Source organism: Leisingera sp. ANG59 (assembly GCF_013317235.1).
Taxonomy (GTDB): Bacteria; Pseudomonadota; Alphaproteobacteria; order Rhodobacterales; family Rhodobacteraceae; genus Leisingera.
Genome location: NZ_WLCM01000001.1, coordinates 239,679 through 262,745, shown reverse-complemented (window position 1 = coordinate 262,745; position 23,067 = coordinate 239,679). Strand labels below are relative to the sequence as shown.

Here is a 23,067-nt window from a genome sequence, read left to right as displayed (position 1 = left end):
TATTCCGCACCAGCGCCCCCTCCCGTTAACCCCAAATTCGCAACTTTGCGCCAAACTCTCCTGCGGAAATACGTGAGGAATACACTGCCATGCGCAAATGGCTTCCGACAGCTGCTGTTTTGCTGACCCTGTCCCTGTTTCCCGGACCGGCGGACGCGGCCTGCCCTGTGCATCAGGATCTTTCCGACCTGAACCGGGCCTCTGCCGGGTTTCTGGGCTATCTCGAGACCGGACAGAGCCCTTATTACGTGCAGCAGCTGGACAGCTGGATCGGCGCAAATCCGCCTGCACCGCTCAAACAGCGGATGCGGGCCGTCGGGATTCAGCAGGTTGAGGCCGGAACACTTAAGCTGATGCAGCAAAACAAAGTTCTGCTGCAGATCCTGTCCAGCCAGGGCCGCCAGGCGGCGCTGGAAGGCGCGCGCCACATGGGGATCTACGAATTGCAGTCGAAATACGGCATCCTGGTGGAGGCGCTGCCGTGCGACCAGATCAAGGAAGACGGGTTCGGCAGCAAGCTGGTGGCGGTCAGTGCCAATGATGCCCGCCAGCGCCAGCAAATCATCAACGCCGCCATCGCCTGGGTGTCGTTCCTGGTGCTTGGCGGCAGTGTTCTGTATTTCCTGGACCGGATCGGCATCCGCAAAATCCGCCGTACAAAACGCTACCCCTGCGCCGTTCCTTGCGTGCTGCAGACGGGCGGACGGACCGTGCAGGGCTATCTTGTCGACCTCAGCCGGGCCGGCGCCAAGGTGCGCCCGAACGCCCAGTGCGACGCATCCGGCCGGGTGACGCTCCGCTTCGGCGGCCACACAGTCGATGCCAATGTGCGCTGGAAGACCGCGGATTACATCGGGGTGCAATTCGCCAAGGAGTTCAATTTCATGCAGCTGCACCGGCTGCTGGAAGAATTCCCGATGGAAGACGGCGGCATACGGGAAGAGGCACGGCTCGGGCTGTAACCCCTCAGGTTTTCCTTTCAGAATCAGACCGATGGCCCAGCCTGGCTGCGGGCTGCACCGGTCATGCGCTGCCCGGCCTGCGGCCGCCACATGCGCCGCCCGGACTGTTAACGCCGCTTCATGACGGTTTGCGTCATCTCCCGAAGCTCCGCAAGCGCCGCGCACCGAGCGCGGCTTTCGCTTTTGCGGAGATTTAACGCTCCCCTTAAGCGTCATTAATGAATGATGATGCCCCCTATGGTAGTTTAAACTGCGACATAGCCGTCCCGCGGCATGACCCCAGCTGCAAAGCGAGCTCCTTAGATGAAACACTGGCCCCTGATCCTGGCAGCACTTGCAGCGCCTGTTGCGGCCTGGATCGGTGCAGACCCGGCTGAAGCGTCCAGAGCGACCTGCCTGCTGCAGTCCGATCTGGTGATTTTCCAGCATGAGGCGCGCGGGTTTCTGCAGCATTTGAAAACCGGCAACAATCCCGGCAAGGCCAGGCAGCTGCAGCATTGGCTGGAGGATCATCCGGTAGTCACGCTGCGGATGAACATGCGGCGGTCCGGCATGGAGGTCTACGAGCCGCTGGCCATGCGGCTGATCACCCAGCAGAAAGGGCTGCTTCAGGTCTACAACCGGCACGGGATAGCCAAGGCCGAAACCAGCGCGGAGCGGCTGGGCACCGCGGCGCTGCTGGAGGAGTTTGCAGCCCGGATCATTCCGCTGCCCTGTGATTTCGCCCCGGAACGGAGTCAGCCGGCAGACACCCCTGCCGGGATGGGGCGGATCACGGGCATTTCCCAGGAGACTGCCATTGCCAGTTCGCTGTCGGCGCTGGCTTTGGGCGGCGGCGCCATGTTCCTGGCAGAACGGATTGCCCGCCGGCACCGGCGCAGGCGCAGGCGCTACCCCTGCTTGCTGCCCTGCAGCCTGAAGACCAGAGTGCAAACGCTGCGTGCAAAACTTATTGATATCAGCCGCCTGGGCGCCAAGATCCGGGTCTGGCAGCTGCCCGGCACCCCCCTGCCGCGACCCAAGAGTGAAGTCACAGCCGTCCTTCCCGGCATTGGAGAGGTCCGTTCCCAGGTAACCTGGCATAGCGCCGACTACATCGGTGTGAAGTTCAGCAAATCGATTACGGAGGCGGACCTGCGGGTCCTGCTCGACTGCTCGAAACAGGCTGCAGCGGCACCGGCGGCGCAGACGGCGGCCGGGGCGCAGGCCAATCCGGCCTGACCGCAGGCCAGCGAGAGGCTGGTGCCATGCCGCCGCCCGCCCGGCCCGGTTGCCCGCAAGACTGCCAGCCCAGGCACCCGCCGGACGATGCGATAAAAGGGGCGCCCGCTGACGGGCGCCCCTTGCTGATTACTGCCAGGTCCGGCGGTTACTGGAATTCGGCCACCGGTTCCGGCTCCGGCCGGGCAACAGCCAGCGCCTCCTCGACCGAGAGGGTCTTGCGGAACAGGGCCCGGCCGACCAGAGCACCAGAGATGTTGTGGATGTACTTCAGCCGCGAGATGTCGTCGCTGTTGCGCACCACGCCGCTGGCGATCACCGGGAGCTTAACCGTGGACGCCAGATGCGAGATCAGCCCCATTTGCGCCTCGGTGTCGGCCACATCAGCGTCGATGTCGGTGATGATGATGCCGGCAAACGGCGTGTCCTTGAACGCCTCCAGATAGGATTCCGGGGTATAAGCGCCGGATTTACGCCAGCCGTCGGTCATTACCTGGCCCTGCCAGATGTCCACTGCCAGCACGATCTGATCGGGGTGGTGCTCGGCCAGCTCGCGCACCAGATGCGGATCGCGCGCGGCCAGGGTGCCGATCACGATGCGGCCTGCCCCCTTGTCGATCCAATGCTCGACCTGCTCGCGCGAGCGCATGCCGCCGCCTAGCTGCACCGGAATGCCGGCGCCGCGGATGATCTGCAGGACCAGCTCCTCGTTTCTGTTGTCGCCTTCCAGTGCGTTGAAATCGGTGAGATGCATCCATTCCGCCCCCGCCGCGGCAAAGCCCTTGGCGGTTTCCACCGGGTCCACATGCCAGATCAGCGGCTCATCCAGGCGGCCTTTTTCGAGGGTCACGCAATGGCCGTTCTGAATTTCCATCGTGGGGTAGATGATCATAGTGCCAGTCTCCTCATGTGTTGCCTCATGAGGTCAGATTAGCACGGATTGAGGCCGGCGATACGCCGTTTCATGACCATTTATCGAACAATTGCGGCGCGGGTTTCCGGGCGGCCTGATAGCGCAAACACCCAGCAAAAGCACAACGGGCCAGATTGCCGCAGCACCAGATTCGGCACCGCGGAAAGCCAAAAGAAAACGGCGCCCTCCGTGCAGGAGAGCGCCGCCCAATCCGGTCATCCGGAAGCGTGGCTTAGGACGCTTCGGAGATGAACTTGACCGCGTCGCCGAAGGTCTGGATGGTTTCGGCTGCGTCGTCCGGGATCTCGATGCCGAACTCTTCTTCAAACGCCATCACCAGTTCCACGGTGTCCAGGCTGTCTGCGCCCAGATCGTCGATGAAGGAGGCGTTTTCGGTGACCTTGTCTTCTTCAACACCCAGGTGCTCAACAACGATCTTTTTAACGCGATCTGCGACGTCGCTCATGTCTCTTCCTCGTTTTACAGGGCACTCTGCCCGGTTCTGCCCTGCCCTGCCGGGCGGCGTGGTTATTGCCCGGAGCGGGCGGTGTGATCCCCGCGGGACGGGGACAGTGCGGCGTTTCCCAAGGGAAATGCCGACGGATACGGGCCGCCTATAGCATAGACCGCAGCCAAGGCAAACGGTTTCGCGCAGTCATAAAGCGGCAGCGCGGCTTGCCTGTGGCCGCTATGAAGCGTGCAGATGGCCTTGTAATCAAGAGGTTGCAAGGCCTGCACCGCATCTTTTTTGCTTTTTCACCGGATTTCAACCATTTGGCGGCGGAAGCTGGCCCGGGCTGAAGCCCCGGTTCCGCTGTTCGGGGACGAAAAAGCCCCGCAGGCAGGCTGCGGGGCTTTGCGAAAATGCAGCGCGGTGGTGCGCTCAGATCATCGCCATGCCGCCGTTCACATGCAGGGTGGTGCCGGTGACATAGCCCGCTTCCTGGCTGGCCAGATACAGCACGGCAGAGGCGATTTCCTTCGAATCCCCCATGCGGCCGGCCGGGATCTGGGTCAGGATCGCGTCTTTCTGGCTGTCGTTCAGCTTGTCGGTCATCGCGGTGGCGATGAAGCCCGGCGCCACCGCATTCACGGTGATGCCGCGGTTAGCGACCTCATAGGCCAGTGATTTGGACATGCCGATCATGCCGGCCTTGGAGGCGGCATAGTTGCCCTGGCCAGGATTGCCGGTGGCGCCCACAACGGAGGAGATATTGATGATGCGGCCCCAGCGCGCCTTCATCATGCCGCGCAGCACGCCGCGGCACAGCCGCATGGTGGAGGTGAGGTTCACGTTCAGAACGGACTCCCATTCCTCGTCCTTCATCCGCATGAACAGGTTATCGCGGGTGATGCCGGCGTTGTTGACCAGAATGTCGACGGAGCCCATTGCCTCGGCCGCCTGCTTCGGCAGCGCCTCAACCGCCTCGGCGTCGGAGAGGTTGCAGGGCAGCACATGGGCGCGCTCGCCCAGTTCGGCGGCCAGCGCCTTGAGCGGTTCCTCGCGGGTGCCGGACAGCGCGACGGTGGCGCCGGCCGCGTGCAGGGCGCGGGCAATGTCGCCGCCGATGCCGCCCGAGGCGCCGGTCACCAGCGCATTTTTTCCTGTAAGATCAAACATGTTTCTTGCCCTCTTGGCTTCTTAGTCCCGCAGGACCGGTTTGGTCAGTAGACCGTAGCGTTTCACCTCCGCCGCGGTCATTTCATGAATATCGCTGGCCGGCGCAGCCTGGATCGTGAACCAGTAGAAATCCGCGCTGCCCAGCATCCGTTTCGTGTAGGCCACATATGGGGCATGCTCCGGGTGGCTGCGCGGGTAATTGTCCGCAGTCTCATTCCCTTCCCAGGCGTGGACGCCCAATACGGCGCCCTCTTCCATGGTGCGCTCCGTGCCGGCCAGGAAGATATCCACGGCGCCGGAGTAAATCTCGCTGGCGGCGGTGACATGGGTATCCAGGCCAAGATCGCGCACCAGGTGCCCGAGTTTCAGGTTGTTCTCGTCGTCAACGGATCCCGGCATGTTCAGCAGGACCAGCCGTTCGGCCTCCGGGTGTTCGGACATGAACGCGCTGAACTGGTTCAGCGACCTTGCATTCAGGGTGCCGTTGACCAGAACATCCCGCCCCTGCAGCTCGAATCTGGTGGTCTCCACCAGGTTTTCGACAAGCGCGCAGCCCGCCAGGGCTGCGGCAAACACGGAGCCGAATACCAGAAACGAGTACCGTTTCCGCATGGGTTACGCTCCGGCGGCGGCCGCGGCGTCTTCGGGGGTGCCGACTTGGCGGCAAGCCAGGTTGCGGTCGATCTTGCGGATCATACCCGACAGCGCCTTGCCTGCGCCGATCTCCCAGAATTCGGTGACGCCCTTGGCCGCCATCGCCTGCACGCTTTCGCGCCAGCGCACGGAGCCGGTGACCTGCTCCACCAGAAGCTGGCGGATTTCGTCCGGACTGGTGACGGCGTCGGCGCGCACGTTGGCAATCAGCGGGACCGCCGGGGATTTGATGTCGACGCCCGCCAGCGCCTCGGCCATCGCATCAGCGGCGGGCTGCATCAGGGCGCAGTGGAAGGGGGCGGACACCGGCAGCATCACCGCGCGCTTGGCGCCCTTCTCCTTGGCGATCTCAGCCGCGCGTTCGACCGCGGCCTTGGCGCCGGAGACCACCACCTGGGTGGGGTCGTTGTCGTTGGCGGCCTGGCAGACTTCGCCCTGCGCAGCTTCCTCGGCCACCGCGCGCACGGCGTCGAGGTCGAGGCCGAGGATCGCCGCCATGGCGCCCTCGCCCACCGGCACGGCGCTTTGCATCGCCAGGCCGCGGGTGCGCAGCAGGCGGGCGGTGTCCGCAACCGAAATGGCGCCGGCAGCGGCCAGTGCGGAGTATTCGCCCAAGGAGTGGCCGGCCACGAAGGATGCCTTCTCAATGGTGACGCCTTCGGCCTCCAGCGCGCGCATGGCGGCCATCGAAGTGGCCATCAGGGCGGGCTGCGCATTCTGGGTCAGGGTCAGGGTTTCAATGCCGCCCTCCCAGATCAGCTGGCTCAGGCTTTCCCCGAGTGCGCTGTCCACCTCGTCAAAGATGGCCTTGGCGGCCGGATAGGCCTCGGCCAGCGCCTTGCCCATGCCGATGGTCTGGGCGCCCTGCCCGGGGAACACAAATGCGATCGTCATTGATGACCTCGTCCGTTTTAGCGTTTTGCCTGATGTACCCGCCCTTTCCCCCGCGTACAAGCCAGGGTCCGGCGCGCGAACGGCAATAAAGCAGAGGTTTTGAGCGCGCCGGGACTGGCAGGGTCAATGCAAAGCGGTCAAAGCCGCTGCTTTGCAGCGGTTCACGCGTCAGCAGGATTTGACTGATTTTGCCCCTGAGCTGCGTTACAGCCCCTTAAAATAGTGACACTATTCCTGCGGGACTGTGCCTTGTCAGGAACAACATCAGACAAACCAGCGATACAGGATGATTGGGCCCTGGCCCTGTGCTGCAATCTGCGCACGAAACCTGTGCGCGGGCGGACAGCACTCGTGCGTTGCAACAGGGGCGGGCGTGTTTAGGTTATGGGCAACCGGACCCTGACCAGGAATTGCGCCCAATGTCCCGCACCAACACGTTTTCTTCTTACGGCTCTGTCGCCAAAGGCTTTCACTGGCTGACCGCGCTGCTGATCTTCTCGGCCTTTCCGCTGGGCTATTTCGCCAACGGTCTGGCGCATGAGATCGAGAGCCCGGGGTTTGACGGCAGCCAGGCGGTGATCGAGCGCGCAACGCTCTTGTTCTCCATGCATAAGACCATCGGGGTGGCGGTGTTCTTTACCGCGCTCCTGCGGATCCTGTGGGCACTGAGCCAGCCGAAACCGGGCTTGTTGCACCCCGGCCGCAAGGCGGAAGCCCTGGCGGCGGAGATGGTGCATTGGCTGCTCTACGGCTCGCTGGTGGCGGTGCCGCTGACCGGCTGGATCCATCACGCGGCCACAACCGGCTTTGCGCCGATCTGGTGGCCGTTCGGACAGAGCCTGCCGCTTGTGCCGAAGTCCGAACAAGTGGCGGGTTTCTTTGGCAGCCTGCACTGGCTGCTGGTCTGGACGCTGGCGGTGGCGCTGGCGCTGCATATTGCCGGCGCGCTGAAGCATCATGTCATTGACCGCGATGCCACCCTGCGCAGGATGCTGCCGGGCAGCGGTTCACTGCCCAAACCGCCGGCACAGGCGCACAGCCTGCTGCCAGTGCTGGCGGCGCTGGCGGTCTGGGGAGGCGTGCTGGGCGGAGGTGCGGCGCTGGGCATGCTTGGCGGCAAGAGCGCCGTGGAGACCGGCACCGCAGCCCCGGTTGTTGCCATTGACCCGGTGGAAACCGCAGCAGGCAGCTGGGCGGTGCAGTCGGGCAAGCTGGGAATTTCCGTCACCCAGATGGGCAGCGCCGTCAATGGCACCTTTGGCGAGTGGGCCGCGGCGATCAATTTCGAGGAACCCGCAGCCCCCGGCCCGGCCGGCGATGTGGAGGTGGCCATCGCGATCCCGTCGCTGGAGCTGGGCTCGGTCGCGGGCCAGGCGATGGGTGCGGATTACTTCGACAGCGCCAGTTTCCCCACCGCGCTGTTCAAGGCGGAGATCGTGAAGCTGGAGGAGGGCTATCAGGCTGTTGGCACGCTGACCATCAAGGGCCAGACGGTGCCGGCCACCCTGCCCTTCGATCTGGAGCTGAACGGGGACACCGCCAGGATGACCGGCGGGCTGACGCTGAACCGGCTGGATTTCGGGATCGGCAAGAGCCTGCCGGATGAAAGCTCGCTGGCCTTTGCCGTGGATGTGGCGGTCGAGCTTGAGGCGAAACGCACAGACTGACTGAGGGGATACGGGGGGCTCCCGCGCCTGCGGATGCGCCGGCTGTGCCGGCACCCCCTGGCAGCCTTGGGCCTAGCGCCGCGCTGACGCGCGGCGCCTTTCTGTTTAAGCCGGCCGCTGCGGCCTGCTGCAGACAATTGCGCCTGCCTTCTGCTCAGCAGGGTTTCCTTGCTGCCGCATCTTTGTGCCGGTTAGTGCCGGTGGTAGTAGTACCCGCCGTGGCGCGAGCGGTGCCGGTGGCCGCCGTGGCGGCGGAAATGGTGCCGGTCACGGCCCGCGTGGTGATGGCGGCGGGCGCCGTGGTGGCCGTAATACTGTCTAGGCTGGTGGTAATAGACGCGGCCGCGGTGGCGGTCCCGGTCGTTGTCCAGGCTCTTTAGAATGATGCCAAGTGCCACGATGCCGGCAATGGCACGGGCTGCATCTGCGTCAGAACCATGGGCTGCAGCAGGCGGAGTATAGGCCAGGTTTGCTGCAAGGGCCAGGGCCGCGGCGGCTGAAGTGAACAGGCCGAAGCGGAACATGGTGCCTCCTTTCCGAAGTGGCCGGATGGGCCGCATTCAGTCTGCGCCTCCGGCCCCGGAAACGCCAGTGAACCCCGGTCACAGTTTGGGGAGGTGCGCGCAGACCGGGCAACAGACAGCCGCCGGCCCGTCCGGAGCCAGCGGCTGGAAGCACACTCAGGCGGCCGAGGGTTTAGCCGTCGGCCTTCATCGCCTCGATCGAGATCCTGATGCTGACCTCGTCGCCGACAAAGGGAACGGCAGCGCCCACACCGAAATCCGACCGCAGCAGAGTGGCCGTCGCATCGAACCCGGCCCAGGGTTTATTGGCCATCGGGTGCTCGCCCACCTGGTTCAGCTTGGCGTCCAGCACCACCGGCTTGGTCACGCCGTTTATGGTCAGATCGCCGGTTATATTGGCAGTGGTGCCGCCTGTCACTTCGATGCTGGTGGACTGGAATGTGATCGTCTCGCCCCCGGAAGCATTGAAGAAGTTTTCCGACATCAGGTCCTTGTGCCGGGGTTCCCATCCCGTCATCATCGATGCCAGCGGGATCGTCACCGACACGCTTGAGGCGGCAGGATCCTCCTGGTCGAACATGATTTCCCCCTCAAAACCGGCGAACATGCTGGTGGTGGTCGAATAGCCCAGGTGATTATACGAAAACACGACCTGGCTGTGGGAAGGGTCCAGAAGGTATTTCTCAGGTGCGGCGGCCGCCGCGGAAGCGGAGGCGGCTATGACAGCAGCGAACAGACAGGATCTCATTGGCAAAACTCCATGTAACTAATCAACTGACAGCGGAACTGCCCCGGCCTCGGGCACCCGCCCGACCACATCTACCAAGGGTGCAAAAACAAAACACCCGGCCAGAGCCTGACCGGGTGTAAAGTCGCGCAAATGTGAAGCGGGGTTACTCCGCTTTCATCGCCTCGATCGAGATCTGGATCTGCACCTCGTCGCTGACGAAGGGCGCGAACTGGCCCAGGTTGTAGTCGGAGCGCAGCACGGTGGCGGTGGCATCGAAACCGGCCCAGGGCTTCTTGGCCATCGGATGCTCGCCCGCCTGGTTCAGCTTGGCGTCCAGCACCACCGGCTTGGTGATGCCGTTCAGAGTCAGGTCGCCGGTGATCTTGGCGGTGGTGTCGCCGGTCACCTCGATGCCGGTGGAGGTGAAGCTGACGGTCTCATCCTCGGTTGCGTCGAAGAAATCCTTGGTCATGAAGTGGTCGAACCGGGCCTGCCAGCCGGTGAACATCGAGCTGAGCGGCATTGAGACCGAGACGCTGGAGGCCGCCGGGTTATCCTGGTCGAACTGGATCTCGCCCTCGAACCCCGAGAACATGCCCCATGTGGTTGAGTAGCCGAGGTGGTTGTAGCTGAACAGGATCTGGCTGTGGCTGGCGTCCAGCACGTATTTCTCAGGTGCTTGAACGGCAAAGGCGCTGGTGGCAGCCGCGCTGAACAGGGCGGCGGCAAGCAGGGTCTTTTTCATGGGGTAGGCTCCGTCTGAATGAATGTTGTGGCAAAAGATGTGGCATTTGGCCCGCGGATTGGAAGCCCGCAAAAACCAACACTATCTGTGAGCGCGCGAACACAAAACCCGGCTGCAGGCAGCCGGGTCCGGTCTCGCGCAAATGTGATGGTGGTTCAGGTCAGGATCTTCACCGCGCCGCTGAGCTGGTCGCGCAGCTGGCCGCGGATTGCGGCGGTGCCCAGCGGAAGTTCGATCAGCAGGCTGCCGTCATCCTCGAAAAGCTGCACCGCGCTGCCGGTCAGCCGCGCCGCGCCCAGCGAGTCGTAGCTGCGGCGCAGAACCGTGCGCGGGCAGCCCTGGGCGTCGTGTTTCAGAATCCGCAGCTCGCGGCGGACCGGATCGAAACAGGCTTCGGGCCGGGCCGCGGGCTCATGCGCGGTCATCAGCACCACGCCGGCCAGCAGGAAGGCAATGGAGACGCCAAAGCGGAGCAGGTTCATTTCCGGGTCGGACCCGGCCCCCTGGACCAGCCACAGCCCGGCGGAACTGAGGATCATCGCCGCGCCCAGCAGCCGGAACATCGCCACCCGCACCTTCCAGTTTGCCTGAAACCGCAGGCGCAGCGGCTCCGCGACTGAAATCGCACTAAGCGCCCGGGCGCCCGGCATCCCGGAAATCTGCGGCGGGGTGTGGTCTGTCACGGCCATTTGACTGCCCTTCTGCTGCGGTCTGTTTCTGCTGCCTTGCTGTAGCTCCCGTCCCGGGAAGCCGCCGCCGCGTCTTCAACCGCGTTAAGGCTTGGTTAAGGAGTGAAGCCCTGCATTGAGGCAGCAATGGGGCAGGCTTGCGGTTTTGCCGCGGCGGGCCATGCAAGCCATCGCAAAAAGCCCTTTTGCCTTGCTCTTTCGGCCGCAGCCTGTATAGGAGGCCCTGCTTCCGCGACTTCTTCGATCCGCGCAGCCTCTCGTGACCGGGCAGCGGAAGTGTTACATGCCCCGTCTATGAAATGCGCCTAGACACAAACAGGAGTTCGCATGCCACTCTATGAGCATGTCATGATTGCGCGTCAGGACCTGTCCAACTCGCAAGCTGAAGGCCTCATCGAACATTTCGGTGCTGTTCTGTCCGACAACGGCGGCAAGCTGGTCGACCAGGAGTACTGGGGCGTCAAGACCATGGCCTACAAGATCAACAAGAACCGCAAGGGCCACTATGCCTTCCTGCGCACCGACGCACCGTCGGCCGCCGTGCAGGAAATGGAGCGCCTGATGCGTCTGCATGATGACGTGATGCGCGTCCTGACCATCAAGGTCGACGAGCACGCCGAGGGCCCTTCGGTCCAGATGCAGAAGCGCGACGAACGCGGCGAACGCCGTGAGCGCCGCTGATCAACGCTTGAGAAAAGGACGCTAAATCATGGCAGCCAAACCGTTTTTCCGCCGCCGCAAGGTTTGCCCGTTCTCGGGTGAAAATGCGCCGAAGATCGACTACAAGGACACCCGTCTGCTGCAGCGCTACATCTCTGAGCGCGGCAAGATCGTGCCTTCGCGCATCACCGCCGTTTCGGCAAAGAAGCAGCGTGAGCTGGCCCGTGCTATCAAGCGCGCCCGCTTCCTCGCCCTGCTGCCCTACGCCGTGAAGTAAGGAGATAAGCAGATGCAAGTTATCCTTCTTGAGCGCGTTGCAAAGCTGGGCCAGATGGGCGACGTCGTTGACGTGAAGCCCGGGTTCGCCCGCAACTTCCTGCTGCCGCAGGGCAAGGCAAAAACCGCCTCCGAGTCCAACATCGCCGCCTTCGAGGCCCAGAAAGCGCAGCTGGAAGCGCGCAACCTGGAGACCAAGAAAGAGGCCGAGGCTCTGGCAGAGAAGCTGGACGGCCAGCAGTTCATCGTGATTCGCTCCGCTTCGGACGCGGGCGCGCTGTACGGCTCGGTCACCCCGCGCGACGCGGCTGACGCTGCAACCGCGGACGGCTTCTCGGTCGACAAGAAACAGGTCGCCCTGATCCACCCGATCAAGGAACTGGGCCTGCATTCGGTCGCCGTGAAACTGCACCCGGAAGTGGAAGTCGAAATCAAGCTGAACGTGGCCCGCTCCGCAGAGGAAGCCGAGCTGCAGGCATCGGGCAAATCGATCCAGGAGCTGGCCGCCGAAGAGGAAGCCGCTGCGGAATTCGAAATCTCCGAACTGTTCGACGACATCGGCTCTGCTGCGTCCGACGACGACGAAGCACCGGCCGAAGCCGCTGGCGAAGAAACCAACTGATCCTCATCAGGACAGTGAGACACGGGAAAGGCCGCCTGATGGGCGGCCTTTTTCATTGCTCGCGCGGAGTTTGAAAAGACGCGCCAAATTGCACGGAAATCCCCGCCCCCAAATAACCATCTGTTTGCCGTATTCCGCAAGAATACTTCCTGTGTGGAGTGAGAAAGGGGGATGCGCCATGCTGGACGCATTGGAAAGTGAGGAGCTGGCGCTGCGCCGGCGGCTGTTGTTCCGATTGCTGCGGGGCCACCGGTTCGACCGGCCGGACTTCAGGACCGAAGCGGTGTCAGAGCTGGTGCCTGCCGGGCTGCTTGCACCGGAAAAAAGCCTGTTCAAGACACCGGCAGAAGCCATGCAGAAACCTGTCTGAGCGTCCGTGATTGCGGCCGCCAAGCGGGCGCATCTGCCTGGCCGGCCTGCGCAATCCGCGGGTCTCTGGGGCTGCGCGGGCGTTGTAGGGACCGCGAAATTTTGGGAAACAGCCGCGGTCCCCTTCTGCCCGAAGTGGTCAGCTGCCCCCCAGGCGTGAGGGGCATACTGCCCTGAGGGTTGTTTCTGCCTCAATGCGCACCCCCAATATGTAGTGGGCGGCCATATTTAACAAATGTCTAATGATTAAAGTTTGAACCACCTTCCGGCCGCCGCGGAGCCGATCGGGCAACAGGCGGTTTCCCCCCGCGGTGATGGCGGTTCCCCGCCGCTCCGGCCGCTGGCGTGCACTGGCTGTATTGCAGCCCGTGCCGGGGCGGCTAATCTGCCGTCATCAGAAACCGTTATCGGAGGCCGCATGCCGCGCCGCACCGCTTTGATCTTTTTTTTAGCTGCCGCAGTGCTGTCTGCCTGCGCCAGCACCGCCTCCACCCCGGAGGTGTCCAGAGCCGCCCCGCCGCTCTACCCCAATGAGACGCCGGAACTGCGCCAGAAGATCAACTACTGGGCAGACCACTACGAGGTCCCGCGCAGCCTGGTGCACCGGCTGGCGGTCCGCGAAAGCACCCACAGGCCCAAGGCGATGAACCGCCCCTACTACGGGCTGCTGCAGATCCTTCCCGCGACGGCGCGGTCGATGGGGTTCAAGGGCGAACCCAAGGAACTGCTGGATGCCGATACCAACCTGCAATTTTCCGTGAAGTACCTGCGCGGCGCCTGGCTGCTGGCTGATGGCAGCCAGGACCTGGCGGTGAAGCATTACTCGCGCGGTTACTACTACGAGGCCAAGCGCCGCGGCATGCTTGTGGAAACCGGCCTGCGCCCGGCCCCCTCTGACAGCTGAAACCTCCCCTTCTGCAGCGCCTCGAAGGGGCGCTGCCAAGCCAACGGGCCGCGGCGCTGTCCGCAGGACGGCACCAAGGACGGGCGGGAGGGCATGTCTTCCTGACCCTGCTTTCCTGACTGGCACCGCCTGCCTGCAAGGCCGAACGCTTCGCCCCGCAGCGAAGCGTCCTTTCCCGCAGCTTCGCCTGCCTGGGGTATCCAGTTCCAAACATCACTGGAGTCCCTTATGAAAATGCCCGAATTGAAGACCGGCAGGTTTATCCCCGAAGACGGTTTGCGGATCACCGTCCAGGTACCCGAAACCCGCGCACAGTGGATCGTTGATGCGGCTCTGGCCGTCACTGCCCTGAAATACGGCGACTATGATCGCGTGACCTTTCAAGCAGCGGCGGGCAAACAGAGCTTCCGGTCGCTGGGGAGCGGGCGGAACACGGCGACCGAGGCTGCCGTTCAGGTGCCATGCGTGGAGCTGTCATTTTTCCTGGCCCGCGATGACGCCGGGGCCGCGCGGGTTCTGGAAAGCATCTACGCCTCACACCCTTACGAGGAGCCGGTGATCTATGTGGCACCCTGCCTGCGGACGCTCCATATCCGGGGGTTGGATGAGGATAATCCCAACAGGTTCTGGAACAGCCCGAGCGAGGACTGGGTGCCGGAAGAACACCGTTAGATACGGCGGAACCGGCAGACCGGCGCATGATGCCCGTCCCGCCCGACTAAAAAGGCCGCCCGAAGGGGCGGCCTTTCCGTAAGTCGATGCGGAAGGAGGATTATTCCTCCTCCAGCTCCTCAACAGCTTTCTGCAGCTCGTCCTTGGAGATCTCTTTCTCGGTGACTTTGGCCTGGCCGACGATGTGGTCGACAACCTTGTCTTCGAAGATCGGCGCGCGCAGCTGCTGCTGCATCTGGGCGTTCTGCTGGATGAACTCGAAGAACTGGCGTTCCTGGCCCGGGTACTGGCGGGCTTGCGCCATGATCGCCTGGGTCATTTCGGCGTCGGTCACTTCGACTTCGGCTTTCTGGCCCAGCTCGGCCAGCAGCAGGCCCAGGCGGACGCGGCGCTCGGCCAGTTTGGTGTGTTCTTCGGTGGTTTCAATCTCACCGTGGTCGTGGCCCTGAACTTCCGGGTTTTCCTCGTGCCACAGCTGGTGCGCGATCTGCTTGGCTTCGGCGTCAACCAGCGACGGCGGCAGGTCGAAGGAGACCAGCGTGTCCAGCTTGTCCAGCAGCGCGCGCTTCATCACCGCGCGGGCGGCACCGGCGTATTCTGCTTCCAGGCGCTCGGAGATCTGGCCCTTCAGCGCGTCCAGGTCGTCGGCGCCGAATTTCTTGGCCAGCTCGTCGTCGATCTCAGCCGCCTTCGGGGCTTTGACTTCCTTGACGGTGCAGGAGAACACGGCCTCTTTGCCGGCCAGGTGCTCTGCGCCGTATTCCTCGGGGAAGGACACGGTCACGTCTTTTTCTTCACCGGCCTTGGTGCCGACCAGCTGCTCTTCGAAGCCGGGGATGAAGGAGTTGGAGCCAAGCGTCAGCGGGTAGTCGTCGCCTGCGCCGCCTTCAAAGGCTTCGCCGTCAATGCGGCCAACAAAGTCGATCACGACCTGGTCGCCGTCTTCGGCTGCTGCGCCCTCTTCGCGGGCTTCGAATTCCTTGGCGGTTTCGGCCAGGTTGGCCAGCGCCTCGGTGACGGCTTCTTCTTCAGCCTTCACAACCAGCTTTTCCAGCTCAACGCCGGAGAAGTCGACTTCGGGGATTTCCGGCAGTGCCTCGTAGGACATCTCGACGTTGACGTCGTCGCCTTCTTTCCAGTCTTCGTTGGTCATCTTGACTTCGGGCTGCAGCGCCGGACGGTCGCCGCTGTCCTCGAAATGCTTGTTCATGGCGCCGTCGATGGATTCCTGCATCGCTTCGCCCATCAGGCGCTGGCCGAACTGCTTTTTCAGCAGAGCCATCGGCACCTTGCCTTTGCGGAAACCTTTCATTTCGATTTCCGGCTGGGCTTCGACCAGCTTTTCGTTGACCTTCTCGTCCAGCTCGGCGGCGGTGACGGTGATGGCGTAGCCGCGTTTCAGACCTTCGTTCAGCGTCTCGGTGACCTGCATCCTATTCCCCATAGAGATTCGGGGCCCCTGTGCGAGGTGCCCCCAGACAATTTGCGGTCTTCTATTTCCCCCGGCGCCGCGGCGCAAGGGGGATTGCCCCATTCCCTGCCGATCCTGCGGATTTCCGAAGGCCCGCAACGAAAAACACGCCCGCTAAGGGGCGTGTTTCCGTTCCTGAAACCGAGGGAGTTGCGGTTCAGAACTTCCAGCGCGCACCGGCCAGGATCACGTTTGCGTCCTGGTAGGTGGTGGCGCTGGTGTCGGCATAGGAATAGTCGCGGTAGGCCAGGTAGGTCTCGACATTGTAGGCGTCGATCTTCTGGACCGCAGCCACGCCCCAGGATTCGGCGCTGTCGCCGTTGCTGACCATGTCGGAGCCGTCATAGTAGTCCACCGAGAAGGAGGTGGAGCCGGCCGCGATCAGATCCGCGGAATACCCCAGCTTGGCATAGGCATAGGTGCCCGCGATGTCGCGCTCGCCCGCGGCGATGTTCAGCGACAGGCCGGTGGCCTTGTGCAGAACCGCAAAGGAGCCGGAGATATCGCGGTAGTCCTGCTCGCCGGTTTCTTCAGTCCAGGAGGCGCCGATGCCGGTGTCGATGGCAAAGCCGGCGGCATCGTCATTGGCCCAGCGGACAGCCACGTCATAGCTTTCGCGATCGTTGGCGTCCTTCAGGACATCGGTGCCCCAGGAGGTCGACAGGGTGAAACCCGCAAGTTCCGGCGAATCGTAGCGGACGCGGCCCAGGCGGCTGCCGTCCAGGTCAGAGAACACATCGCCGATCTCGATGCTGCTGAGGGCGCCCGCGCCGGTGCGGAAGGCATAGCCGCCCGCGGAGTCCGCGACCGCATTGGAGGCGCCAAGCCCGGTACCGGAGAAGTCAGCGCCGGTGATGCCGTCGGTTGCCATCGAGCCCTGACCAGCCGAGAAGCGGCCATAGCGTGCAGTGTCGAACTGGAAGTCGACGTGGCGGATGTTGGTGCGGTCCCAGCTGAGGTTGTCGCCGGTCGAGGTCTGGCTGACCCCGTCCGAGGAACGGAAGCCGAAGGCGGTTTCAAAGTTGAATCGCAGGGTGTTTTCGCCATAGGCCTGCTCCAGCCAGAAACCGATGCGCGAATTGGAGGCGGCGTTGTCGGTCAGGCGGTTGAAGTCCTGCTCGCCGTCGTCGAACGATTGATAGGCAGGGTTGAACTGGCCGTACCAGCGGAAGCTGCCGCCGGTGTCGTTGGTGTAGGTGGGGCCTGCAAATGCCGGGGCAGCAACTGCGGCTGCGAGGGTGGCTGCGCCCGCGCGGGCTGCAAACTTGGTCTTCATGTTCTGTCTCCTGTTCCGTCGCTTACGGCCGCTGTCCGGCACAGGCCAACGCAGGAGCCGAGGGAGCCTCCGGGCGCATGGCATGGATTCCGGATCAGATGACCGTTGCGACAATTGCGAAAATCTGCCCGTGGCAAAAAATCTCCTGCACCGTAGCGCCGCCTCGGGCCGGGAGATGTGAAGGCGATTACGTTTGCGGCCCGCCTGGCGCAAAGCAGCTATGCCGCCCGTGCAACCCTGAGCCGGAAATCAGCCGGGCGGGCGGTTTCGGACCCGCCGAAAAAGAAACGCTCCGGCTGACCGGAGCGTTCCGAGCGTTCAGGAAATCTGCCGTTCGTCAGAACCGCCAGCGCGCGCCCAGTACCCAGGTTGTCAGATCCTGGTAGGTCGCGGCGGCATCCTCATACTCATATTCCTGATAGGTCAGGTAGATGTCGGTATTGATGCTGTCGACCTTCTGCACCGCGCCGATGCCCCAGCCCTTGGTGCTGGAACCGGCGACATTGAAATCCTCGCCGTCGTAGTAGTGCACGCCAAGCCCGGTTTTGCCCCAAGGCAGCCAGCTGTCAGTCTCATAGCCGATCTTGGCATAGTAATAACTGGGATCGCTGGAGCCGGCCGCATCGTTGTCCCGGCTGCCGCCCGCAACGGTAACGCTGATGCCGCTGTCCAGCAGCACCGAGGCCGAGCCGATCACATCCGAACGCTCTGCCCCGGCGTCGTCACGCACCTGATAGGCCAGTGAGGCGGCGAAATTGGTGGAACCGAATTCCTGCCCGTAGCGCAGGCCAATGTCGTAATAATCGGCATCATCCCCTGACGACAGGATGTTCTGGCCCCAGGCGATTCCGGCGGTAAACCCGTTCAGATCCGGGGTGTCATAGCGGATCCGGCCGCGGCGGGAGCCGTCCAGGTTGTCAAAAGCAGACGCTACGGCGGGCCCGCTGAGCACGCCTGCGGTGTCGCGGAACAGGAAGCCTGCATTTGCGTCGGCGGTATAGGAATAAAGTGCGGTGCCGACATAGGACAGGTCGGTTTCAGCGGCGCCATCGGCCACCATGCTGCCCTGCCCGGTGGACAGCTTGCCCCAGCTGCCTTCCAGCCAGAAGTCCACATGGCGCAGGTCGGCGCGTGTCCAGCCGCTGTAGTCGGAGCCGAACTGGTTCACTTCGGTCGAGTTCGGGAAGCCCAGCCCGGCCTCGAACCGAAACCCAAAGGTGTTGGCCCCGATCGGCTGCATCAGGCGCAGGCCGACCCGGGAGCGGGACAGGTCGTAGTCGAGCAGGTTGGTCTCAGTCTGCTGGCCGTCATCAACAGAAATGATGGCCGGATTGAACTGGCCGTAAATTTCAACATAACCGCCGGATTTGTTGTCATACCGCAGCTCGGCTGATGCCGGGACCGCGATGGCGCACAGCCCTGCCGCAGCAGTGGAGATTTGCAGAAGACGTTTCATGGCCATCCCCCTTTTTAACAATGTACTGGTAAACGCTTGGGCCGGCTGCAGGCCGGCCGGGAGCAAGTATAGCATACCGGAGGCCGGGCCGGACAAATTATCGAACCGGGCGTCCGGACCGGCCATCAACCGCCGCCGTTACTGCCCTAATGAACCCGATTGATGTCAGTGAATGGTGCGGGTGAAGGGACTTGAACCCCCACGCCTTGCGGCGCCAGAACCTAAATCTAGCGCGGATTGTTATATTTCATCACCTTAGACATTTTGTTTCCCCAAACAGATAGAGAACTAAGGGTGAATACGGGAAACCGCTGTCACTTCAACGGCTCCGCCTCGATACCGGTGCGATACCCACCGCTGTCGAGGCTGTGCGTTGCCTTGGTGATGAGCCATTCGCCGTCGACATAGGACCGGAACCCGACCGCCAGCAGTTTGGCCTCGGCCATGGCATCCGGATCGCCCGGCATCGACACCGACAGGGACCTACCGGCGCGCTGCAAGCGCTGCAGCTCCGCCTCCGCCGCCTTCTGTGCGGCTGCCTGATTTGGAAACCGGCGTTTGATCCGCTGGACAGGCTCGCCCTCGCCCGCGGTGCATTCAACCGGCTTGCCCTGGCCGAGATCCTGATAGACGGCGACTACCGAACCGGCTTTCGCCCGGGTGCTGTTGCGGTAGCGCCAGCGGCTCACCTTCTTCTGGGTCAGCGCCAGCACCGGCATCGGCTTGCCGGAGGCGGTCAGGCTTTCGCCACGCTTTGCCATGATCAACCGGCCGTTGCCGGGCTTGGCAATGGCATCGTGATCGCGCGCCACCCGGGACAGCAGGTTGATGTCGCTTTCGTCGATCTGATCGATGTGCGGCAGCTCCTGCCCGGCCAGGCTTTCAGAAACCGCATGCTCGAGGCTGTGCTCTCCGGCGATCTTTTTGACCATGGCGCCGATGGTAGTGCCCAGCGGCCAGCTGCGTTTTTTCTGATCTGTCAGGGCAGTTTTGCCGCCAGAGGTCACACCGTTGACAGAGGCAACGCCGGTGATCGTCATTTGGTCTGGCGGGCCTTCCACCTCGACACTGTCGGCGGTGAACAGCCCCATGTATTTGAGCTGCAGAGGATAGCCGAGCCAGACGCGGATCTCGGCCCCGGCCCGCGGCTCGGCCAGCTTTGCAAACAGCGTGGTGTCGCTCAGCGTGATCTGCACCTGGTCGGACTGGACCCCGGCGGCATCAGTCAGCGTCAGGCTGACCAGCCGCGGCGCCAGCGTGCCGCTGATGTCCTTCCCGTCGACCACCACGCGGAAGAATGGCCGGAAATCCATCAATCCCATAGCCGCACCGCCTCGGCCTCTTTCGGCGCGTCGATCTCCGGCAGATCGATCCGGGTGCCCAGAGGTAGGACCGGCCCCAGCGCCGCCAGCCCCGGATTCGCTTGGAGAACGGTCTCGAGCGCCCCCGCGACCTGGTTGCCATAGTGCCGCCAGACGATTTCGTCGGCGGTCTCGCCCTCTTTAGAACGGTAGGAGACTGCGGAGCCCGCCATCATACCTCCTGATACTGATCGTGAAATCCTGGCGCAACGGCGCGCCCTGGGCGGCAAAGGTGCGCTGACCCTCGCTGACACCCTCGATCACCCACACCCCCAGAACCCGGCCTGTTCCCGCCACCAGCGGCAGCGGGAACCCCAGCGATGCCGTCATCCGCATCTTGTCGACCTGGCCGAGGCCGCCGCGAAAATGCGGATAGATCACCCCCTGCAGCGTGATGGTGTCGGAACCGAACCCGGTGAATTGCAGCGCGTCAGCCGCGCCGATCCGCTTTTGCGCGGCCCAGCGGTATTCTGTCGATCGCTGCAGGTTCTGATACGCCGCGTTGTCGATGCTGAACTGATAGCTGCCGAGCTGCAGCATTGTGCCTGCCATCACCCGCCCCCGTACTGGCCATAGTCGTGCGCCTGGTCATAGAGCGCCCCGGCCTGCGCGGCGCGGCCCCGGCGTTCCAATTCGTCGGCAATCTGCGCGGCGCTCAAGTGCTGCGCGTTGATCTGCGCATGGATGACCACCGGGGCAGGTTGCGGCGCCGGTGCCTGCGCGGGCATCGCGGCCGGTGCCATGCGTTCGGCGGCCAGCTGTACCTGCTGCACCACTGGCGCCGCGGCACTCTCTGCCTTGGCCATCGCATTGCGCAGACCTCCGCCCAAAGCATCGAGCAACGGCGCGGCGCGGTCGGACAATCTGGCCAGCCGCTCGGTCGCATTGGCATGCGCCACATAGCCGCCTTTCGAGGTCCAGATCGTCTCCGGCCCCTGCTCGCCCACTTCTCGGAAGCCGCGCCCGATGATGCCGCCAAGATAAGATCCAGAGATCCTTTTCGGAACGGCCTTGCCGGTGCGCGGGTTGCGAGGGGCTTTGGTTTGCTCCGGCGTAGAGCCGGGGGCCGCAGGCGAGCCGCCGGGCTGCCCCTGTTCCTCGCCGTTCCACCAACTGCGAAGACCCGAACCTATCCCCTGAATACTCTCGACGGCCCCGGCGCCCTTGTCGCGCAGCCAGGACAGCCCGTCGAGCACCGGCTGCAGCTTGCCCATCAGCCAATCGAACTTTTCGCCGAGCCAGTCGATCACCGCACCGATGGACGTTTTGACCGCTTCCCACGCGGCCGAGATCCCGCCGGTCGCGCCCAGCGCCTCGATCACCGGGCCGATGGTGCCGTCATAGCCCTTGCGCAGGGCTGTACCGATCCCGGTTACCACCTTCCCGACTGCGGTTTGCGCGCTCTGCCAGGCCGCGGTGATCGTTTCCGTCACACCCAGCTTGTCGGTGACCGGCTTGATGACCTTCTCCCAAGCGAAGCGGAACACCCCGCCGATCCCGTCAAACACATTGCCCAGGATCGCCTTGGCGCCATCCCATGCCCGGCCGAGCCCGGCGGCGGCGGCGGCCATATCCCCGCGCCACACCCCGCCGATAAAAGCGCCGAACCCTTTGAATGTCTCGGTTACCCCGTCCCAATGGCGCTTGAAGTATGGGCCAACCGTTTGCCAGGCCCCGGTGATGTGTTCCGTGATGCCCAGCTTGTCGGTGATTGGCCGGATGCCGTTCTCCCAAGCAAAGCGGAACACCCCGCCGATGCCCTCGAGGATGGTGGACAGATAGCCCTTGGCACCCTGCCACGCGGTCGCCAGCCCGTCTGCCGCGGCGTCCCAGTCACCACGCCAGACGCCACTGACAAAGCCGCCGATCCCCTTGAACGTCTGCTTGACGTTACCCCAGAGCTTGCCGAACCACGGGCCGACCTTGTCCCAGTGCTTGTAGATCAGATAGGCAGAGCCCGCGATGGCCGCGACGGCGAGGCCGATGGGGTTCATCAGCAGCGCCCGGCCGACCGCAACCACGCCGGTTTTCACCAGGGCAAGGCCGCCGGAAAGCATTCCCATCGCCCCGCCTGCCGCCGATGCCCAGGGCACCAGTGCGGCCAAGGACACCCCCAGACGCCCGACAGCGAAGCCAAAGCTCAGCACGCTGCCGATGGTGCGCGCGGCGAACAGCGCGCCGACCACCATGCCGAAGTTTTCCCAGCCGCCGACCATGGCCGCGACCTTGGAAATCACCCCGCCGATGGTGGTGGACACTTTGCCCATGCCCTCGACCACCTGCCCGATCACCGGCAACGCGGCTTCGAGCTTGCGCGCCGCGGTGTCGGCGAACTTGGCAACGCCCTCGCGGTTCGACACGGCCCAGGCGCTGAAACTCTTCATCGATCGGGTGACCACAGGCATCAGCTCGGCGCCGATGGTGTTTTTCAGGCCCTTGACGGTCAGTTGCGCGTCGAGCTGGGCATCGGCGAAGGCTTCGGCATCCCGTGCCGCCTGCTCGCTCAGCACATAGCCGGTTTTGCGGGCATCCTCGCGCAGCTGCTGCAGCGCCTCAGACCCGCCGCCCAGCATGTTGACCATGCCGATGCCCGAGCGGCTGAACAGCGCTGCCGCGATGGCGGCGCGTTCCGCCGGGTTTTCGATGCCTTTCAGCTTGTCGGCGATCTGGCCCATCGCCCGATCCGGCCCCACCGCCATCAGGTCTTTTGCCGACAGGCCGATCTGGTCGAGCGCCTTCTTTGCCGCGCCCGTACCCTGGGCCGCCTCCCCCAGGCGCTTCTGCATCGCAGTGAGCGAGCTATCGAATGTTTCGGTTGATACGCCGGAACGCTCGGCGGCGTAGCGGAATTCCTGCAGCGCCTCGATGCCGATGCCGAGCTTGCCCGCGGTCTTTGCGACCTGGTCGCCATACGAGGCGGTCGAGCTTGCCAGCGCAAAGACGCCCGCCCCGGCTGCCGCCAGCCCTGCCCCAACCTGGCGGCCGAGGCGGCCAATGTTGCGGGACATCTTGCCGAAGGATTCGCCGACCCGGCGGCTGTCACGCATGGCGCGTTCCCAGCGCCGCTGCTTGCGCACCAGATCCTCGAGCGTGCGCTCGAGGTCTTCATATTCCCGGTCCAGCGCTTCGACGGACCGGCCCTGTTTGATCAGGTCAGCGCGTTCGCGCGACAGCTCTTTCTGCCGCTTTTTCACGTCCTTGATGCTGTCGCCGATGCTCTCGAACCCGGAACGGATCAGGCCGAATTGCTTCGTGACAGATTTCTTGAGAACGCCGCCGATTGTGATGGTGGCGTTAAGGCGTTGATTTGCCATCCAGACCCCCAAGCCACCAGCGGAAGCGGCTGCCGCTCATTCCGGTGATTTCAGCGCATGACCAGC

Annotated in this window: 25 protein-coding genes and 1 tRNA gene; 9 read left to right on the top strand and 17 right to left on the bottom strand. The window is 63.8% G+C overall.

Annotated features, from left to right (window positions below):
* The first annotated feature begins 89 nt into the window (after nt 1-89).
* Both GKC28_RS01330 and GKC28_RS01325 read left to right on the top strand, forming a co-directional pair.
* Nucleotides 90-962, top strand: coding sequence for a PilZ domain-containing protein (locus GKC28_RS01330; protein ID WP_174144736.1), 873 nt, complete (start codon nt 90-92; stop codon nt 960-962).
* Between the two features lie 303 nt (nt 963-1,265).
* Nucleotides 1,266-2,183, top strand: a complete 918-nt coding sequence (locus tag GKC28_RS01325) for a PilZ domain-containing protein (RefSeq protein WP_174144735.1) — start codon at nt 1,266-1,268, stop codon at nt 2,181-2,183.
* 148 nt (nt 2,184-2,331) lie between these two features.
* Here the strand turns inward: GKC28_RS01325 and GKC28_RS01320 are convergent, their stop codons facing one another.
* From GKC28_RS01320 to fabD, 5 genes are all read right to left on the bottom strand, one after another.
* A complete protein-coding gene (locus GKC28_RS01320) occupies nt 2,332-3,075 on the bottom strand; it encodes a HisA/HisF-related TIM barrel protein (RefSeq protein WP_174144734.1) in 744 nt (247 codons plus the stop codon).
* A 253-nt stretch (nt 3,076-3,328) separates the two neighbouring features.
* Nucleotides 3,329-3,562, bottom strand: a complete 234-nt coding sequence (locus tag GKC28_RS01315; RefSeq protein ID WP_005982462.1) for an acyl carrier protein — start codon at nt 3,560-3,562, stop codon at nt 3,329-3,331.
* A 417-nt stretch (nt 3,563-3,979) separates the two neighbouring features.
* Complete coding sequence (fabG, locus tag GKC28_RS01310; RefSeq protein ID WP_174144733.1) at nt 3,980-4,717, bottom strand: 3-oxoacyl-ACP reductase FabG; 738 nt, start codon at nt 4,715-4,717, stop codon at nt 3,980-3,982.
* A gap of 21 nt (nt 4,718-4,738) precedes the next feature.
* The gene (locus tag GKC28_RS01305) at nt 4,739-5,329 is read right to left on the bottom strand and encodes an alpha/beta hydrolase (protein WP_174144732.1); all 591 of its coding nucleotides are present in this window, start codon (nt 5,327-5,329) and stop codon (nt 4,739-4,741) included.
* 3 nt (nt 5,330-5,332) lie between these two features.
* Nucleotides 5,333-6,265, bottom strand: coding sequence for an ACP S-malonyltransferase (gene fabD, locus GKC28_RS01300; protein ID WP_174144731.1), 933 nt, complete (start codon nt 6,263-6,265; stop codon nt 5,333-5,335).
* Between the two features lie 419 nt (nt 6,266-6,684).
* On the opposite strand from fabD, the gene GKC28_RS01295 reads away from it, so the two are divergent.
* Nucleotides 6,685-7,932 carry a cytochrome b/b6 domain-containing protein gene (locus GKC28_RS01295; RefSeq protein WP_174144730.1) on the top strand — a complete coding sequence of 416 codons (1,248 nt, stop codon included), beginning with the start codon at nt 6,685-6,687 and terminating at the stop codon, nt 7,930-7,932.
* A 191-nt stretch (nt 7,933-8,123) separates the two neighbouring features.
* Here the strand turns inward: GKC28_RS01295 and GKC28_RS01290 are convergent, their stop codons facing one another.
* The 4 genes from GKC28_RS01290 to GKC28_RS01275 form a co-directional block, all read right to left on the bottom strand.
* On the bottom strand, nt 8,124-8,456 hold the full coding sequence (locus GKC28_RS01290; protein WP_174144729.1) for a hypothetical protein: 333 nt from the start codon (nt 8,454-8,456) through the stop codon (nt 8,124-8,126).
* A 172-nt stretch (nt 8,457-8,628) separates the two neighbouring features.
* The gene (locus GKC28_RS01285) at nt 8,629-9,204 is read right to left on the bottom strand and encodes a YceI family protein (RefSeq protein WP_174144728.1); all 576 of its coding nucleotides are present in this window, start codon (nt 9,202-9,204) and stop codon (nt 8,629-8,631) included.
* A 145-nt stretch (nt 9,205-9,349) separates the two neighbouring features.
* Nucleotides 9,350-9,931 carry a YceI family protein gene (locus GKC28_RS01280; protein WP_174144727.1) on the bottom strand — a complete coding sequence of 194 codons (582 nt, stop codon included), beginning with the start codon at nt 9,929-9,931 and terminating at the stop codon, nt 9,350-9,352.
* Nucleotides 9,932-10,086: 155 nt separating this feature from the next.
* Entirely contained in the window at nt 10,087-10,620 is a 534-nt protein-coding gene (locus GKC28_RS01275; RefSeq protein ID WP_174144726.1) for a hypothetical protein, read from the bottom strand.
* Between the two features lie 327 nt (nt 10,621-10,947).
* Between GKC28_RS01275 and rpsF the strand changes: the two genes are divergently transcribed.
* The 6 genes from rpsF to GKC28_RS01245 all read left to right on the top strand — a co-directional run bounded on the left by rpsF (nt 10,948) and on the right by GKC28_RS01245 (nt 14,123).
* On the top strand, nt 10,948-11,301 hold the full coding sequence (gene rpsF, locus GKC28_RS01270) for a 30S ribosomal protein S6 (protein ID WP_174144725.1): 354 nt from the start codon (nt 10,948-10,950) through the stop codon (nt 11,299-11,301).
* A gap of 28 nt (nt 11,302-11,329) precedes the next feature.
* On the top strand, nt 11,330-11,557 hold the full coding sequence (gene rpsR / locus GKC28_RS01265; RefSeq protein ID WP_005608650.1) for a 30S ribosomal protein S18: 228 nt from the start codon (nt 11,330-11,332) through the stop codon (nt 11,555-11,557).
* A 12-nt stretch (nt 11,558-11,569) separates the two neighbouring features.
* On the top strand, nt 11,570-12,178 hold the full coding sequence (rplI, locus tag GKC28_RS01260) for a 50S ribosomal protein L9 (RefSeq protein ID WP_174144724.1): 609 nt from the start codon (nt 11,570-11,572) through the stop codon (nt 12,176-12,178).
* A 178-nt stretch (nt 12,179-12,356) separates the two neighbouring features.
* Nucleotides 12,357-12,548, top strand: a complete 192-nt coding sequence (locus GKC28_RS01255; RefSeq protein WP_174144723.1) for a hypothetical protein — start codon at nt 12,357-12,359, stop codon at nt 12,546-12,548.
* A gap of 417 nt (nt 12,549-12,965) precedes the next feature.
* The gene (locus GKC28_RS01250; protein WP_174144722.1) at nt 12,966-13,451 is read left to right on the top strand and encodes a lytic transglycosylase domain-containing protein; all 486 of its coding nucleotides are present in this window, start codon (nt 12,966-12,968) and stop codon (nt 13,449-13,451) included.
* A 228-nt stretch (nt 13,452-13,679) separates the two neighbouring features.
* A complete protein-coding gene (locus GKC28_RS01245; RefSeq protein ID WP_254604111.1) occupies nt 13,680-14,123 on the top strand; it encodes a hypothetical protein in 444 nt (147 codons plus the stop codon).
* Nucleotides 14,124-14,223: 100 nt separating this feature from the next.
* Here the strand turns inward: GKC28_RS01245 and tig are convergent, their stop codons facing one another.
* The 8 genes from tig to GKC28_RS01205 all read right to left on the bottom strand — a co-directional run bounded on the left by tig (nt 14,224) and on the right by GKC28_RS01205 (nt 23,001).
* Nucleotides 14,224-15,555: a trigger factor gene (gene tig, locus GKC28_RS01240; protein WP_174144721.1), complete on the bottom strand. Its 1,332-nt coding sequence runs from the start codon at nt 15,553-15,555 to the stop codon at nt 14,224-14,226.
* A gap of 196 nt (nt 15,556-15,751) precedes the next feature.
* On the bottom strand, nt 15,752-16,870 hold the full coding sequence (locus tag GKC28_RS01235) for a porin (protein ID WP_174144720.1): 1,119 nt from the start codon (nt 16,868-16,870) through the stop codon (nt 15,752-15,754).
* A gap of 337 nt (nt 16,871-17,207) precedes the next feature.
* Complete coding sequence (locus tag GKC28_RS01230; RefSeq protein WP_174144719.1) at nt 17,208-18,326, bottom strand: porin; 1,119 nt, start codon at nt 18,324-18,326, stop codon at nt 17,208-17,210.
* Nucleotides 18,327-18,499: 173 nt separating this feature from the next.
* Nucleotides 18,500-18,681 (bottom strand) — tRNA-Leu (locus tag GKC28_RS01225).
* Nucleotides 18,641-19,648 (bottom strand): phage late control D family protein, encoded by a 1,008-nt coding sequence (locus GKC28_RS01220; protein ID WP_174144718.1) that lies wholly within the window; start codon nt 19,646-19,648, stop codon nt 18,641-18,643. The genes GKC28_RS01225 and GKC28_RS01220 overlap by 41 nt, the downstream gene beginning before the upstream one ends.
* Entirely contained in the window at nt 19,639-19,860 is a 222-nt protein-coding gene (locus GKC28_RS01215; protein WP_174144850.1) for a tail protein X, read from the bottom strand. The genes GKC28_RS01220 and GKC28_RS01215 overlap by 10 nt, the downstream gene beginning before the upstream one ends.
* Nucleotides 19,829-20,239 (bottom strand): phage tail protein, encoded by a 411-nt coding sequence (locus tag GKC28_RS01210; RefSeq protein ID WP_174144717.1) that lies wholly within the window; start codon nt 20,237-20,239, stop codon nt 19,829-19,831. Before GKC28_RS01210 ends, GKC28_RS01215 begins: the two co-directional genes overlap by 32 nt.
* The gene (locus GKC28_RS01205) at nt 20,239-23,001 is read right to left on the bottom strand and encodes a phage tail tape measure protein (RefSeq protein WP_254604110.1); all 2,763 of its coding nucleotides are present in this window, start codon (nt 22,999-23,001) and stop codon (nt 20,239-20,241) included. The genes GKC28_RS01210 and GKC28_RS01205 overlap by 1 nt, the downstream gene beginning before the upstream one ends.
* Nucleotides 23,002-23,067: the final 66 nt, after the last annotated feature.